At 59.6% G+C, this 14,007-nt stretch carries 10 protein-coding genes and 1 riboswitch; of the genes, 7 read left to right on the top strand and 3 right to left on the bottom strand.

Annotated elements, in window-relative coordinates:
- Window positions 1-70 precede the first annotated feature (70 nt).
- Window positions 71-1,579, top strand: coding sequence for a hypothetical protein (locus ACTQ33_RS13955; RefSeq protein WP_441465184.1), 1,509 nt, complete (start codon window positions 71-73; stop codon window positions 1,577-1,579).
- A gap of 118 nt (window positions 1,580-1,697) precedes the next feature.
- Here ACTQ33_RS13955 and glyA read toward each other — a convergent pair whose 3' ends face one another.
- On the bottom strand, window positions 1,698-2,951 hold the full coding sequence (glyA, locus tag ACTQ33_RS13950) for a serine hydroxymethyltransferase (protein ID WP_441465183.1): 1,254 nt from the start codon (window positions 2,949-2,951) through the stop codon (window positions 1,698-1,700).
- 118 nt (window positions 2,952-3,069) lie between these two features.
- A riboswitch (glycine riboswitch) is annotated at window positions 3,070-3,164 on the bottom strand.
- Between the two features lie 269 nt (window positions 3,165-3,433).
- On the opposite strand from glyA, the gene ACTQ33_RS13945 reads away from it, so the two are divergent.
- The 5 genes from ACTQ33_RS13945 to ACTQ33_RS13925 all read left to right on the top strand — a co-directional run bounded on the left by ACTQ33_RS13945 (window position 3,434) and on the right by ACTQ33_RS13925 (window position 10,763).
- A complete protein-coding gene (locus ACTQ33_RS13945; protein ID WP_441465182.1) occupies window positions 3,434-4,672 on the top strand; it encodes an RsiV family protein in 1,239 nt (412 codons plus the stop codon).
- 130 nt (window positions 4,673-4,802) lie between these two features.
- Entirely contained in the window at window positions 4,803-6,545 is a 1,743-nt protein-coding gene (locus tag ACTQ33_RS13940; protein WP_441465181.1) for an efflux RND transporter periplasmic adaptor subunit, read from the top strand.
- Window positions 6,546-6,564: 19 nt separating this feature from the next.
- Window positions 6,565-7,272, top strand: coding sequence for an ABC transporter ATP-binding protein (locus ACTQ33_RS13935; RefSeq protein WP_441465199.1), 708 nt, complete (start codon window positions 6,565-6,567; stop codon window positions 7,270-7,272).
- Window positions 7,269-8,489 carry an ABC transporter permease gene (locus ACTQ33_RS13930; protein WP_441465180.1) on the top strand — a complete coding sequence of 407 codons (1,221 nt, stop codon included), beginning with the start codon at window positions 7,269-7,271 and terminating at the stop codon, window positions 8,487-8,489. The genes ACTQ33_RS13935 and ACTQ33_RS13930 overlap by 4 nt, the downstream gene beginning before the upstream one ends.
- A 15-nt stretch (window positions 8,490-8,504) precedes the next feature.
- Window positions 8,505-10,763, top strand: coding sequence for an S-layer homology domain-containing protein (locus ACTQ33_RS13925; protein ID WP_441465179.1), 2,259 nt, complete (start codon window positions 8,505-8,507; stop codon window positions 10,761-10,763).
- A gap of 122 nt (window positions 10,764-10,885) precedes the next feature.
- On the opposite strand, the gene ACTQ33_RS13920 is transcribed toward ACTQ33_RS13925, so the two are convergent.
- Window positions 10,886-11,419 (bottom strand): cysteine hydrolase family protein, encoded by a 534-nt coding sequence (locus ACTQ33_RS13920; RefSeq protein ID WP_441465178.1) that lies wholly within the window; start codon window positions 11,417-11,419, stop codon window positions 10,886-10,888.
- A gap of 121 nt (window positions 11,420-11,540) precedes the next feature.
- Here ACTQ33_RS13920 and ACTQ33_RS13915 point away from each other — a divergent pair, with 121 nt between their 5' ends.
- Complete coding sequence (locus tag ACTQ33_RS13915) at window positions 11,541-12,359, top strand: TrmH family RNA methyltransferase (protein WP_441465177.1); 819 nt, start codon at window positions 11,541-11,543, stop codon at window positions 12,357-12,359.
- A 59-nt stretch (window positions 12,360-12,418) separates the two neighbouring features.
- Here ACTQ33_RS13915 and ACTQ33_RS13910 read toward each other — a convergent pair whose 3' ends face one another.
- Window positions 12,419-13,492, bottom strand: a complete 1,074-nt coding sequence (locus ACTQ33_RS13910) for a branched-chain amino acid aminotransferase (protein WP_441465176.1) — start codon at window positions 13,490-13,492, stop codon at window positions 12,419-12,421.
- Window positions 13,493-14,007 lie beyond the last annotated feature (515 nt).

Here is a 14,007-nt window from a genome sequence, read left to right as displayed (position 1 = left end):
CATGGTATGATTGGAATAGAATACCATGGAGCGGCAACGCAGTGAGGGAACGCCATGGAGAAAGTGGGGAATGGCTATGTATTGGAAGAAGGTCGCAATGATTCTCGCATTATGCGAATTGCTGGGCGGTTGCGGCCAGCAGCTGCCTGCCCCGGGCGGGGACCCCTCCACGCCGGTATCGGGGGAGACGACGCCGGGAACGGAGGACACCACGCCGGACGCAGAAGAGGAGACCGCGCCGCCGGTGGAGGAGGAGCCGGAACCGACGCTGGAAGCCCAGGTGACGGAGACGGCGGCGGAAGCCGGAACTCTGACTCAGCGCACCTATGACCTGGAAAATGGCGACACAGTGGAGCTGCTGTCTCTGGAGGCCCAGGAACCCACCGCCGCCGGGGCGACGGTCTATACGATCACCATTCCCAGCGACAGTGTGCTGCGGCTGTGCAAAGCCGACGGCAGCGGTTGGCAGGAGACCACAGCGGCGCCGGGGACCTACCAGACGTCGCTGCTCATGGTGGACAGCGGCGAAGCCGGGTCCTTTATGGCCTACATTCCCCAGGGCTGGGAGGCCAAGGAGAACGATTGCCGCCGTTATCTGGGCATGGGCGCGGTGGAGGTGACGGCGGCGGAGGATGGCAGCTGCGATCTGACGCTGACGGCTCCGGCCCTGAGCACGGGCAACACGGCCGAGTGCATGCTGGCCCAGTCGTCGGAAGCGCTGGTGGATTGGGACCAGAAGGGCGTTCCGTCCCTGTGGGCCACCTATACCAATCTGGGCGATGGCCGTTGGTGCTATGATGGGTACTACTGGATCACCTACAGCAACTATATTCCCACAGGCCCCGACGTCTATTTTCAGATGAGCGACGCCTATCTGTGCAACAGTATGCTGGCTATGGCGCCCTACAACCGCCTGGCCGACGATCTGGCCCCCTGCATGATGGACGTCATGGCCCAGCGGCAGAACGAGTACGGCTACTTTGCCACGTCGGCGGGCAGCGAGTGGCTCCTGGGGGACTATGGCATCGGCGCGGGTTTCTATGATACCCGGTTCAATACGGATTTGATGATGATGTTTCTGGACGCCTGGGAGCGGTATGAGTTCCCACAGTTCCTGGAGACGGCCCGGATTTACGCCGATTTCTTCACATCCTATGTGGAAACGCACAGCCGGACTACGGCGGGGGGCGGTCTGTTGGTGGACGATTACTACCATCCCGACGGCAATCTACCCACCCATACGTCCCTGAACCATCAGGTTGCCCAGAATATTCTGGTGTACCGGCTGGGAACCACCCTGGACCGGCCGGAGCTGACGGCGTTGGGCGATCGGATGCTGCTGGCCGTGACGGACACGGAGCAGAGTTGGATTCGGCCCGATTCCAGTCTGCACTATGCGGTGTACAGCGACGGCCATTTCGGCGGCAGCGACTACCCCTATCTGACGTACAACGACCTCTTTAATATGCAGGAATATCTGATGGAGACCCGTGGCAGCCGCAGCGAAAGTCTGGACCGGCTCATGGCGGCCAAAAAGGCCTGGATGGACGCCAACGGCGTGACCCAGTACAAAAAATAAGAGAGCAAGACCACGCGGGCGCGCTGCCGGAGACAGCGCGCCCGCGTTTTTTGATGTGGCAGGGGGGAATTTCACTGGCCTACTCGATTTTTTGATCAAAATCGAGTAAAACTTTTACTTATTCGCACAGGGGATACTTGCTGCAGATTTCAGCCACGGCGGCCCGGACCGCGTCGCGGGTGGCCGGGTAATCCACTGCCGTTTTATACATGCACTCGGCGATGATCTCCATGTCCTCCGCACCCAGACCGCGGGTGGTGGCGGCGGGGGTACCGATGCGGACGCCGGAGGTGACGGTGGGCTTCTCCGGGTCGTTGGGGATGGCATTTTTGTTGACGGTGATGCGAACGTCGTCCAGTCGGGTCTGGAACTCCTTACCCGTCACATGGAGGGGCCGCAGGTCTGCCAGCATCAAATGGTTGTCGGTGCCGCCGGACACCAGATCAAAGCCTTTTTCCAGCAGCGCCTTGGCCAGAACCTGGGCGTTGGACACGATCTTTTCGGCATAGGTGCGGAATTCCGGGGCCATGGCCTCCTTGAGACAGACGGCCTTGGCGGCAATGATGTGCATCAACGGGCCGCCCTGGGTACCGGGGAACACGCCGGAGTTCAGCTTCTTGGCGAACGCCTCCCGGCCGAGAATCAGGCCGCCACGGGGGCCGCGCAGCGTCTTATGGGTGGTGGTGGTGACGATATCAGCGTAGGGAATGGGGCTCTGATGGACGCCGCCGGCCACCAGACCGGCAATATGCGCCATGTCCACCATCAAAAGTGCGCCGTGCCGGTGGGCAATGTCGGCGAACTTGTCAAATTCCAGCGCACGGGGATAGGCGGAAGCGCCGGCCACCACCAGTTTGGGCTGCACCCGCTTCACCAAATCCTCCACAGCGTCGTAGTCGATGCGACCGGTGGCCGGGTCCACACCGTAGGCATGGAAATCATAGTATTTGCCGGACAGGTTGGCGTGGCTGCCGTGGGTCAGGTGGCCACCGTTTTCCAGACTCATACCCACCACGGCGTCGCCGGGCTGCAGCAGCGCCGCGTAGACCGCCAGATTGGCCTGGGCGCCGGAGTGGGGCTGCACGTTGGCAAACTCCGCGCCGAACAGCGCCTTGGCCCGGTCGATGGCTACCTGCTCCAGCACATCCACGTATTCACAGCCGCCGTAGTACCGCTTGCCGGGGAGACCCTCGGCGTATTTGTTGGTCAGGACGCTGCCCATGGCGGCCAGCACCGCCTGGGACGTGATGTTTTCCGAGGCGATCAGCTCGATATTGCGCCGCTGACGGCGCAGTTCTTCGTCCATGAGACCGGCGATCTCCGGATCGAAGGAACGGACAAATTCGATGGATTCCACAGCTGCATTGTTCATGGGGTTCATTCTCCTGTTCTGCATAAAAGTAAAAAAAGAGCCGGTCCCGGAGGGCCGACCAACGTGAAAATGCAAAGCAGCGACTGTACCGATTCCATAATAATATAATAGGGGTACAATCGGATACTCTGTCCTTTTGCCTGAGAGATTCGATAGCTGACGCCGTCTTGCACCTTCGGCACTCCACATTGGAGATTCTCCAGAGTTCCCTCGATCTTTCAGTCCCATCCCCGGAGGGATTCCTGAGAGTGTGGCTCCTTCGGCAGACCATGGCGGTCACTTTCCTGAAAGACTTCGCAGGGCGATATGGAATTGCTTTTATTATAAAGTGAAAAAAAGCGGGAGACCATTGACGTTTTACATAAAATATTGTGGCGGTTTTCAACGGAAAATATACGAAGTGTTAAAGTGGTGTAGGTTGACATAAACGACGGCCATGGTATGATAAGGAGAGAGATACCCGACAGAAGGAGGGACGGACCATGAGACGAAGCCTGCTTGCCTTGACGGCGCTGCTGTCGGTGCTGCTGACGGCCTGCACCCCGTGGGACAATCCAAAGACCGAAACCAGTGGTATGAATACGGACGGCGAAGAGACGACGGAATCCACAGAAAAAAATTTCGAAAATTCTGTAACCAATCCGCCGGTAACTCCGTCTAAAGAACTGGAGGAAACAATGCCCAAAGTGTCGGTTCGGGTGCAGACGGAGCAGTACGACGCCACGGACGACGACGGCGCGCTGTTGTGTACGGTACGACTGGCCGCGCCCAACGTGACGGTGGAGGGCCGGGAAGCGGCCCAATCGGCCATCCAGGCCGTATTGGACCAGACGGCAGACCAGCGGCGGACCGAGGCGGAACAGATCACGGAGCTGGCCCGGTCGGACCGGCCCAATGTGGAGCAATATACCACCTTCCAGGGCTATGGCGTCACCGACAGCCTGGACCTGGGACGGCTGGACGGCCGCACCGTCAATCTGCTCTGGACCACCAGCGACAATACCGGAGGCGCCCATGGCAATTCCGTGACCACAGCCTTTGTATTTGACGCGGAGACGGGGGAACGGCTCAGCTTGTCGGATGTGGCCGTCAACGCCGACGCCCTTTTCATGCAGCTGGAGGAACAGGTGTTGCAGCAGATGGCCCAGGCGCCGGAACAGTATTTTCCCGAGGCGCAGCAATGGGTACCCCAGCTGTTGGAGGACGGCTGCTGGTACTTTTCCGCGGAAGGGTTGGTGCTGCTGTCCAATCCCGGCGTGCTGGCCCCTTACGGCGCCGGAACCCTGGAATTTACGGCTACCTATGCGGCGTTGACAGGACTGCTGGACGAACGGTGGAACCCGGACCCGGCTGCGGACAGCCAGGGAGAGCCCCTGGTGGCCCTGACTGCCGACGACGGTGCGCCTGTACCCACGGAGACTGTCCAGGCCGATGACTTCGGCGCGGAGATGGTCCTGTGGACCGATGGTGTGCTGGAGGACTTCCGCATCTGGCGGGTCACCAGCAGCGACGGCGTCACCTGGTACCGGGGCGGCTGCTGCTATGCCGCCGACCGTCTGGAAACCGGGCAGGCCGTGGGCCTGACGGCCATGCTGCCCGACGTTATGACCAATGTGATGATCTCCTATACGACGGGCGGGGAGACCGTCTACCGGGGCATCGGGGAAAGCGGAAAGGACGGGTCAGTGTTTTTCCTGGAATTGGACACGGTTGTTGATTAAGAATCCTTTAAATTTCTACAAAGGGAATTGGCATTTTTCAAGCCTCCATTGACAAGACTGGGAAAGATTGATATATTTTCTGTACTAAGACATTTAACACACTCGTTTATATTTTAAGGAGGAATCGCCCATGGAGGATCAGGGTGTCAAGTTGGAACAGCGGCCGGAGGAAACGCCGGCTATTGACACGGCGGAAGCCGACCGTCTGCGGGTTCTGGAAGAAAAGAAGGCCCGGCGGGAGGCGGCAGCCAAGCTCAAGCGGAAGAAAATCCGCCGGAAACGGCTGATCACGTCTGTCATTACGCTGGCGGTGATAGGCGGCATTGCCTTTGGAATGATGCAGCTGTTCAAAGAGAAAAAACCGGAGCTGACCATCTGGAGCCAGCCGGTGGAGCGGGGCACCATCAGCAGCAACGTCAGCGGCAACGGCGAGACCAAGGCGTTGAAATCGGCCACGCTGACCCTGACCTCCGGCGGCACAGTCCAGGAGGTCTTTGTCAAGGAGGGCCAGCAGGTCAACGAGGGTGATCCCCTCTATACGGTGGATAGTGCCGAGGCCCGCAAAGCGGTGGAGGACGCCCAGAAGAACGTCAACGACTATCAGAAGCAGATTGACGCCTTGAACAAGTCCTATGCCGATCTGACCTTTACCGCCCCCTTTACGGGCAAACTCATCGAGGCCCCGAGTCTGAAAGTGGGCAACACCATTTCCAGCGGAGAAAAGCTGGGCAAGCTGGTGGACGACACTTCTATGAAGCTGTCCCTCTACTTCAGCTACGCCTATGAGCAGGAATTTGCCGTGGGCAAGACGGCCAATATCTCCATTCCCACCACCATGACCAATGTCACCGGCACGGTGGAGACCATCAACAAGGTCCAGCGCATCAGCCCCGAGGGGTCCAAGCTCTTTGAGGTCATCTTCTCCATGAAAAACCCCGGCACCCTCACCGAGGGCATGGGGGCCACGGCGTCGCTCAAGGCCGCTGACGGCAGTGAGATTTTTGCCTATGAGCCTGGTACGCTGACGTATAATCGCTCTGTGGACTTGGCGACCAAGGCCGGCGGCGAGCTGATTCAGGTGAATCTCGTCAACTACGGTACCGTCCAGGCCGGTACGGTGCTGGTCCAGATGAAGGGCGACAACAACGACGATCAGATGGCTTCCCTCAACACCTCTATGAGCACGGCCCAGGAGAACCTCAAGAAGGCCCAGGACGCCCTGGCCAAGTACAACGCTGTGGCTCCCATCTCCGGCACGGTCCTGTCCGTCGGCTTGCAGCCCGGCCAAAAGGTGCCCACCGATACGGTGGCCGTGACCATTGCCGACGTCAGCGTTATGACTGTGGAGGCCAAGGTGGACAGCATGAACGTCTCCTATGTCAAGCCCGGTATGCCCTGTAATATTGTCCAGTACACCATGAACGGCGAGCAGACCACCGCCCCTGGCACGGTTCTGTCCGTCAGCCTGGAGGGTAAGACGGAGAACGGCATATCCTATTTCCCGGCCACCATTCAGGTGGAAAACCCCGACGGCAGTCTGCGGCCCGGCATGTATGTGGAATACAGCCTGTCGGCGTCCCAGGTGGAGGATGCCCTGATGGTGCCCCTCCAGGCCGTCAAGCAGACGGAGCAGGGAACCTGTGTCTTTGTGGAGGCCGCCGAACCCCCGGCCAATGCTTTGGATTCCGCCAGCCTGGGTATGGAGGTCCCCAAGGGCTTCTATGCCGTCCCCGTCACCATCGGCGTCTCCGATCAGACCAACGTGGAGATCAAGGAGGGCGTGGAGGAAGGCCAAACCGTCTTCATCCAGTACATGACCAACGAGGGCAGCTCCTGGGATGACAGCGGCATGGGCGGCATCGCTTTCGGATGAGGTGAGTGACATGGATACCATGGAAACGAAACTCATCGACGTGCAGGAGGTCTATAAGATCTACAATGAGGATGAGGAAAATGAGGTCCGGGCCCTGGATGGCGTGTCCCTGGAGATCGGCCGCGGCGAATTTGTGGCCATTGTCGGCGCCTCCGGTTCCGGCAAATCCACCCTCATGAACATTCTCGGCTGTCTTGATGTGCCGACCTACGGCGAATACTATCTGGATGGCCACGATGTCACCACCCTGACGGATCAGGAGTTGTCCCGCATCCGTAACCGGGAGATCGGTTTCATCTTTCAGGGGTACAACCTGATTCCCGGTCTCAACGCCGTGGAGAATGTGGAACTGCCCCTGATTTACCAGGGCGTCCGGGGCGAAAAGCGCCGGGACATGGCCATGGAGGCGTTGGAGCGGGTGGGCCTGGAGGACCGGTACGACCGGCGTCCCTCTCAGCTCTCCGGCGGCCAGCAGCAGCGCATCGCCGTGGCCCGGGCCATCGCCGCCCAGACCCCCATCATCATGGCTGACGAGCCCACCGGCGCATTGGATTCCAAAACCGGTGAACATGTGCTGCAAATCCTCCACGATCTGAACAAGCAGGTGGGAACCACCATCATCCTGATCACCCATGATATCAAAATCGCCAAGACGGCCCGGCGCATTGTTCAGATTTCCGACGGCAACATCCTCCAGGATTGCCCCAGAGAGGAGGCGGTATTTTGAATCTGCGTCAATCCTTTAAAATGTCCATGCAGTCGCTGATGTCCAACAAGGGCCGCGCCTTTTTGACGATGCTGGGCATTATCATCGGTGTGGCTGCCGTTATGATCATGGTTTCGGTGGTCCAGGGACAGAACAAGATGACCAAGGAGCTTTACGAAGCCCAGGGAACCAATAAAATCAGCGTCAGCGCCACGAGCTACACGGGACTGGACCTGACCGAAGACCTCTATGAATACTGCCTGAGTCTTTCAGACTATGTGGCCGGCGTCACGCCAAACGGGTCGGTTTACGGCAATCCGGTGAAATACATGTCGGCCAACACGGAAAACAATAAAAAAATGGGGTCTCCCAATCTCTATTTGGGCAGCGACCAGTATTCGATCTGCAATAATTTCACCATCGCCCAAGGGCGGGACCTGTCCTATCTGGATGTGAAGCGATACAACAAGGTCATCGTTCTGGGCAGCAAGCTGAAGGAATATTTGTTCCAGGCAGAGAATCCCATCGGAAAATATGTGGCGGTGGGTTCCCAGTATTACAAGGTCATCGGTGTATACGCTCCCATTGGAGGAGATGTCAAGGGCAAAAACGCCCAATCCTTCGACTACATCAATTACATGGGCGTCATGCCGTACACCACCGGCCGTTTTCTCAACAATTACAGTATGTCTTCGGATTTTACGGTAAAGGCAAAGGACCGCGCATCCATTACCATGGCGGTCACCCAGATCACCGGTTTCCTCAAGGGAAAAATCAGTCAGAATACGGGATATTTCAATGTCTATTCTCCGGATACCTGGCAGCAGCAGGAGGAGAAGCAGAACACCATGATGAGTCTGGTGCTGGGCGGCATCGCCGGTATTTCCCTTCTGGTCGGCGGCATCGGCATCATGAACATCATGCTGGTCACCGTCACAGAGCGTACCAGAGAAATCGGCATCCGCAAGGCCATCGGCGGCAGCCGCCGGTCCATCATCACCCAGTTTTTGATTGAGGCCAGCGTCCTCTGTGGTGTCGGCGGCTTTTTGGGTGTGGCCGTCGGATTCCTGGGCACAGTGATTGCGGGCAAACTGATGTTGCAGATGCTGCTGCTGCCAAGCATCCCAATGACCTTGGGCGCGGTGGCGTTCTCGGTGCTCATGGGCGTGGGGTTCGGCATGTACCCCGCCGTCAAAGCGTCGGGATTGCAGCCGGTGGAAGCGCTGCGAGCCGATTAAAGGAGGAGTGATACGATGAAGAAAAAATTTCTTTCCCTGCTGCTGAGCGCGGCGCTGGTGCTTGCCATGGTGCTGCCCGCCTCGGCGGCCTTTACAGACATCACCGACAGCCAGCTCCAGAAGCAGGTGTCTGTCCTGCAAATGCTGGGCGTCATGGGCGGTACGTCGGCCAGTACCTTTTCCCCCAACGGCACCCTGAGCCGCGCCCAGTTCTGCAAAATGGCGGTGGTGCTCCTGGGCCGGGAAAATGAGGAGCCGCTGTACCGCAACCGGACCATTTTCCCCGATGTGAAATCCAACCACTGGGCCAGAGGCTATATCAATCTGGCCGTTTCCGTGGATGTGGGCGGCAGCACCGGTGAGAACGGCCAGACCACCGGCGGCGTCAAACTGATTCGCGGCATGGCCGACGGCACTTTCCAGCCGGATCGGGCCATCACCTATGCCGAGGCCGTCACCATTCTCATGCGGGTCCTGGGCTATTCCGACACCGACGCCGGGATGAATTGGCCCATGGGCTATTTGCAGCTGGCAGCCAAGCTGAACGTCACCGACGGCCTCACGGGCCTCGGTGCCAACAGCAGTCTGACCCGCGCCCAGGCGGCGACCATGTTCTATCAGGCGCTGTTCGCCAAGACCAAGGATGGCGCGCCCTACTATCAGAAGCTGGGTACCGCCAAGACCGGCGTCATCCTCACCGGCAACAACGGCAAGCTGGAGGATGGCTCCACCGGCGGTCTGGTCACCAGTGACGGCAACGTTTACAAGCTGGCCAACGGTATGTCGGCGCCCGCCGAGCTGGTGGGCCAGCGGGGCATGCTGCTGCTGCGGACCCTGGATAACGCCGTTTTGACCTTCCTGCCCCAGGGTACCCAGAAGACCGTGTCCGTGGACAAGGCCGAGGCGGCATGGTTCACCGACAACGCCGGGCAGAAGTACACCATCGACCCCACTACCACCGTCTATACGCCCAACGAGACCACCACCTATGAAAAGCTGTGGATGGACCTGCGGGGCGGCAGCGTGCTGACGGTGTACTACAGCGACACCGGCAAGATTGAATCGGCCTTTTACAGCATGGGCGCATCGGATACGGTCATGATCGCCAAGAGCCTGACCAACGGCGGCAATCCCTTTGGCGCCCTCCTCAATGGCGCCGCCAACTACAAGATCTATCGGGACGGCAACCCGGCCACGGTGGCGGACATTCAGGAATACGACGTGGGCATCTATGATGCCACGGCCCGGGTGCTCCAGGTGTCCAGCGCCAAACTGACCGGCACCTATGACAATGTGGAGCCCAACGCGAAGAGCCCGGTCAAGGTGACTGTCCTGGGCGTAACCTTTGAACTGATGACCCAGGCCCAGCAGGATATGGCCAAGTTCAAGCTGGGCGACCGGGTGACGCTGCTGCTGACGGCCGACGGCCGTGTGGCCGGTGTCCGCAGCGCCGGCGAAGTGGAAAGCAGCAATGTGGGCATTCTGGAAAAAGCCAGCGGCGGAGACGTGGAAGTGCGGCTGCTGAGCGGCCTTACCATCAAGAGCAAGGCATCCAATACGGCGGCCCAGCAGGGCCAGCTGGTGACCGTCAGCTCCAAGGACCTGTACAGCGTCTATGTCTCCCCGGTGACCAGCTCCAATGTCAGCGGGTCTCTGGATGTGGCGTCCGGCAAAGTGGGCACCCTGTCCCTGAGCACCAGCTGTCGGATTTACGACCAGGCCGGCGGCGGCCAGCTGGTGGAGGTCTCCCTGGACGATCTGGCGGTAACCACCGTTCCCAATCATAAGATTACCTATGCCTACCGCAATGCCAGCGGTCGGATTGACGTGCTGGTGCTCAACGATGTGACCGGCGACGGCTATACTTACGGCAAGGTCAGCTATGGCGATCAGGATGGCGTTACCGTGGGCGTAAAGGTGATCCTGACCAACGGAGAGGGCACCAAGACGGCTGTAGGCGCGGTCAGCGTGCCGGGCACCGGCTGGGGCGGCGTCGCGTTCAGCGGCGATGGCGCCAGCGCCATGGCTACGGTTCCCCTGAAGACAAAAGCCAATGTACACCGCAGCGCCTTCACCGAACGCGACGGTAAGACGTATGTGACCCTGGGCGATCAGGAACTGCGGGTTTCCGACAAGGTCCAGTGCTACAACAGCACCACCGGCCAGTGGTTGAACGACCTGGAGACGGCCAGAGCCTTTGCCGAGCGCTTGACCGTCTACTATGACCGCAACGCCAACGAGGGCGGCAAGGTCCGCGTGGTTGTGGTCGAGTAACCTCTGCTTCACTCACTCCCCAAGATACATCCCCGTACAGGGGGCAAAAACGGAGCGCCCCGGCGCTCCGTTTTTGTATGTTCCGTCCATCATGTGTTCGTCCTGGCTGGCATGCTCTGCCCTCAGAGAATCTCAATCTGACAGCACTGCATGGCGTTTAGGGCATTTTCATGACTCTCTGGTGTGACGCCGGCACAGCAGCGGCTGTCCACGGCAATGGGGACCTCCGGCAGAAACGCCTTGAGCAGCAGGGCGTTGGAGATCACGCAGATGTCGGTGCAGAGGCCCACCAGAGTCACGGCGGTGACGCCCTCCCGGCCCTGGGCCAGCAGATCCCGATGGTAGTCCTGTAGCAGCTGGCCCAGGGCGGTGCTGCCGAAGGTTGGCTTGTCGATGGGCGGTTCCGTGCAGGCGGCGGCCACCTCCGGGTGCAGCTGCCAGCCGTCGGTCCCTCGGATGCAGTGGGGCACCGGCAGATGACGGCCCTCCAGGCTGTCCGGATAGTCGGGGCCGTGGGTGTCACGGGTGCAGAGAATTCTGCCGTCAAATTGCCGCATCTTTTCCACAACGCGGGGCACTATGGCCACGGCCTCCGGCGTGCCCAGAGCGCCGTCGATGAAATCTTTCTGCATATCGATGACCAGTAATACGTGCATGGAATATCCCTCCTGTTTTTCTCTAGTATATACCACAGACAAGACAATGGCAAGGCGCATTGACAGACGTCTCCCGCTTTGTTATAGTCAAGGAAAGAAACCCACGGAAGGAATGGAACGTATGGCGCAGATTATGGAAGTGACCGACCTGAATGCCCCGGAGCTGGAGGTGTTCACGCGGCTGACGGAAGCCCAGCTGCGGAACCGGCTGGAGCCGGATAAAGGACTGTTGATTGCGGAAAGTCCCAAGGTCATCGGAACGGCTCTGGACGCAGGCTACGAGCCGAAAGCGCTGCTCATGGAGCGCCGGCATCTGGAGGGCCAGGGACGGGCCATCATTGACCGATGCGGCGATATCCCGGTCTATACTGGGGCGCGGGAGGTCCTGGCCTCGCTGACGGGCTATACGCTGACCCGGGGCGTCCTATGCGCCATGGGGAGAAAGCCGCTGCCCACTGTGGAGGACGTCTGCAACGGAGCCCGGCGGCTGGCCGTGCTGGAGGGCATTGTGGACACTACCAACGTAGGTGCGCTGTTCCGGGCGGCGGCGGCTCTGGGCATGGACGGGGTGCTGTTAAGCCCCACCTGCTGCGACCCCCTGAACCGCCGGGCCGTCCGGGTCAGTATGGGTACCGTGTTTCAGATTCCCTGGACCCGATTGGAGGAGGGCTGGCCGGAGCCGGGCTTGTCCCGGCTCCACAAGTTGGGTTTTTCCACGGTGGCTATGGCGTTGGATGACCGGGCGTTGTCCATCGATGATCCGGTGTTGAAAGCGCAGGACAAGCTGGCGATTGTTCTGGGTACCGAGGGCGACGGCCTGGCCCATGATACCATTGCCGCCTGCGATTATACGGCCTGTATCCCCATGCAGCACGGCGTGGATTCCCTCAACGTGGCCGCCGCCGGGTCCGTGGCGTTCTGGGAACTGCGGGCCAGATAAACCAATACAGCAAAACGCCGCGCTGTCTTGAAACAGCGCGGCGCGATTGCTATGGAACATTACTGCTGGTCGATGGGGAAGGTCCAGCCGAAGGGGTCTTCGGTGGTACCCCACTGAATGCCGGAGAGATCGTCATACAGCTTCTGGGCAAAGGGGCCGATTTCGCCGTTGTGAACGGTGTATTCCTCGCCCTTGTAGGCCAGAACGCCAATGGGGGAGATGATAGCGGCGGTACCGATGCCCCAGGCCTCGTCCAGGGTGCCGTCCTTGGCCGCGCCGATGAGCTCGTCCACGCTCAGCAGCCGCTCGGACACGGTGATGCCCTGGCTGGCCAGCAGTTCAATGGTGCTCTTGCGGGTGATGCCCGGCAGGATGGAGCCGGTGAGCTTGGGCGTTACGATTTCATCGCCAATCTTGAACATGACGTTCATGGCGCCCACTTCTTCGATGTACTTCCGCTCCACGCCATCGAGCCACAGGACCTGGGAATAGCCCTTGGCCTCTGCACGGTCACCGGCGCGGGTGGAAGCAGCGTAGTTGCCGCCGCACTTGGCCTCACCGGTGCCGCCGCGGACTGCGCGTACATCTTCATCCTCAATCATAATCTTAACAGGTTCCAGGCCATTGGGGAAGTAGCTGCCGACGGGGGAGGCAATGAGGATAAAGGCGGCTTCCTTGCTGGTGTGGACGCCCAGGGCAGCCTCGGTAGCAATCATAAAGGGCCGCAGATACAGGGAGGTACCGGGAGCGGAGGGTACCCAATCCTGCTCCAGCTCCACAAAGAGCCGCAGGGCTTCCAGGGCCAGCTCCTCATCGATGGTGGGCAGGCACATACGGCGGGCGGAATTATTCATGCGGCGGATGTTTTCCATGGGGCGGAACAACTGCACCGTGCCGTCGGGACGGCGATAGGCCTTGAGGCCCTCAAAAATCTCGGTGCCGTAGTGGAGCACCACGGCGGCCGGATGAAGTTCCAGATTGCCGAAGGGCTCAATGCGGGCGTCGTGCCAGCCGATACCGGCGGTGTAGTCAATGCGCAGCATGTGATCGGTAAAGTGTTTGCCAAAGCCCAGATGGTTCTGATCAGGCTTTGCCTTGGGAGTCGTCGTTCTGGTAATTTTGATGTTGCTCATGGTGTCTTCCTTTCCGCCGGGACCCAGGGGGGCGCCGGTTTATTCTGTCTGTATCTTCAATACTTCTCCTATTTTAGTCCTTTTTACAGGCCAGGTCAAGCCGAAGCCGTCGGGACCCGTCGTGGAATGCTTTATCGCATTTTAGTATTGAAGGATTTTCCCTATTGTAAACCATGGGTCTGCCGTTGTCAATGGCGGAAATCCGGGGGCGTTTTGTGCGGAGTGGCCGAAGGTTTTCTGAAAAAATTGTGGCTTTCGTGGAAAATAACCGTTGACGGCGTCCGGTCCGTATCGTATACTATGACTACTAATTCCATAGCTTGAAAGGCAATGAAGGAAAGAGTAAGCCAAACCGACCGTCCAAGAGAGCCCCGGCAGGTGAGAGGGGGCACGGCACGCTGTGCTGAACATGGTTCCGGAGCCGCGCACCGACTACCTGCGGGTACAGGCTGCGACGGGAGCGCCCGTCATCGCGCAGGCGTATGTCAGTACGCTGTAAGGCCGTTTCCGTGAGG

This window comes from Candidatus Avoscillospira sp. LCP25S3_F1 (assembly GCF_052117125.1).
In the GTDB taxonomy this organism is placed as follows: Bacteria; Bacillota; Clostridia; order Oscillospirales; family Oscillospiraceae; genus Avoscillospira_A.
This window is presented reverse-complemented; position numbering and strand designations above follow the sequence as displayed.

Coding starts and splice junctions, on each gene's coding strand:
- ACTQ33_RS13955 (WP_441465184.1), top strand. CDS start 71: ATGGCTATGTATTGGAAGAAGGTCGCAATGATTCTCGCATTATGCGAA.
- glyA (WP_441465183.1), bottom strand. CDS start 2,951: ATGAACAATGCAGCTGTGGAATCCATCGAATTTGTCCGTTCCTTCGAT.
- ACTQ33_RS13945 (WP_441465182.1), top strand. CDS start 3,434: ATGAGACGAAGCCTGCTTGCCTTGACGGCGCTGCTGTCGGTGCTGCTG.
- ACTQ33_RS13940 (WP_441465181.1), top strand. CDS start 4,803: ATGGAGGATCAGGGTGTCAAGTTGGAACAGCGGCCGGAGGAAACGCCG.
- ACTQ33_RS13935 (WP_441465199.1), top strand. CDS start 6,565: ATGGAAACGAAACTCATCGACGTGCAGGAGGTCTATAAGATCTACAAT.
- ACTQ33_RS13925 (WP_441465179.1), top strand. CDS start 8,505: ATGAAGAAAAAATTTCTTTCCCTGCTGCTGAGCGCGGCGCTGGTGCTT.
- ACTQ33_RS13920 (WP_441465178.1), bottom strand. CDS start 11,419: ATGCACGTATTACTGGTCATCGATATGCAGAAAGATTTCATCGACGGC.
- ACTQ33_RS13915 (WP_441465177.1), top strand. CDS start 11,541: ATGGCGCAGATTATGGAAGTGACCGACCTGAATGCCCCGGAGCTGGAG.
- ACTQ33_RS13910 (WP_441465176.1), bottom strand. CDS start 13,492: ATGAGCAACATCAAAATTACCAGAACGACGACTCCCAAGGCAAAGCCT.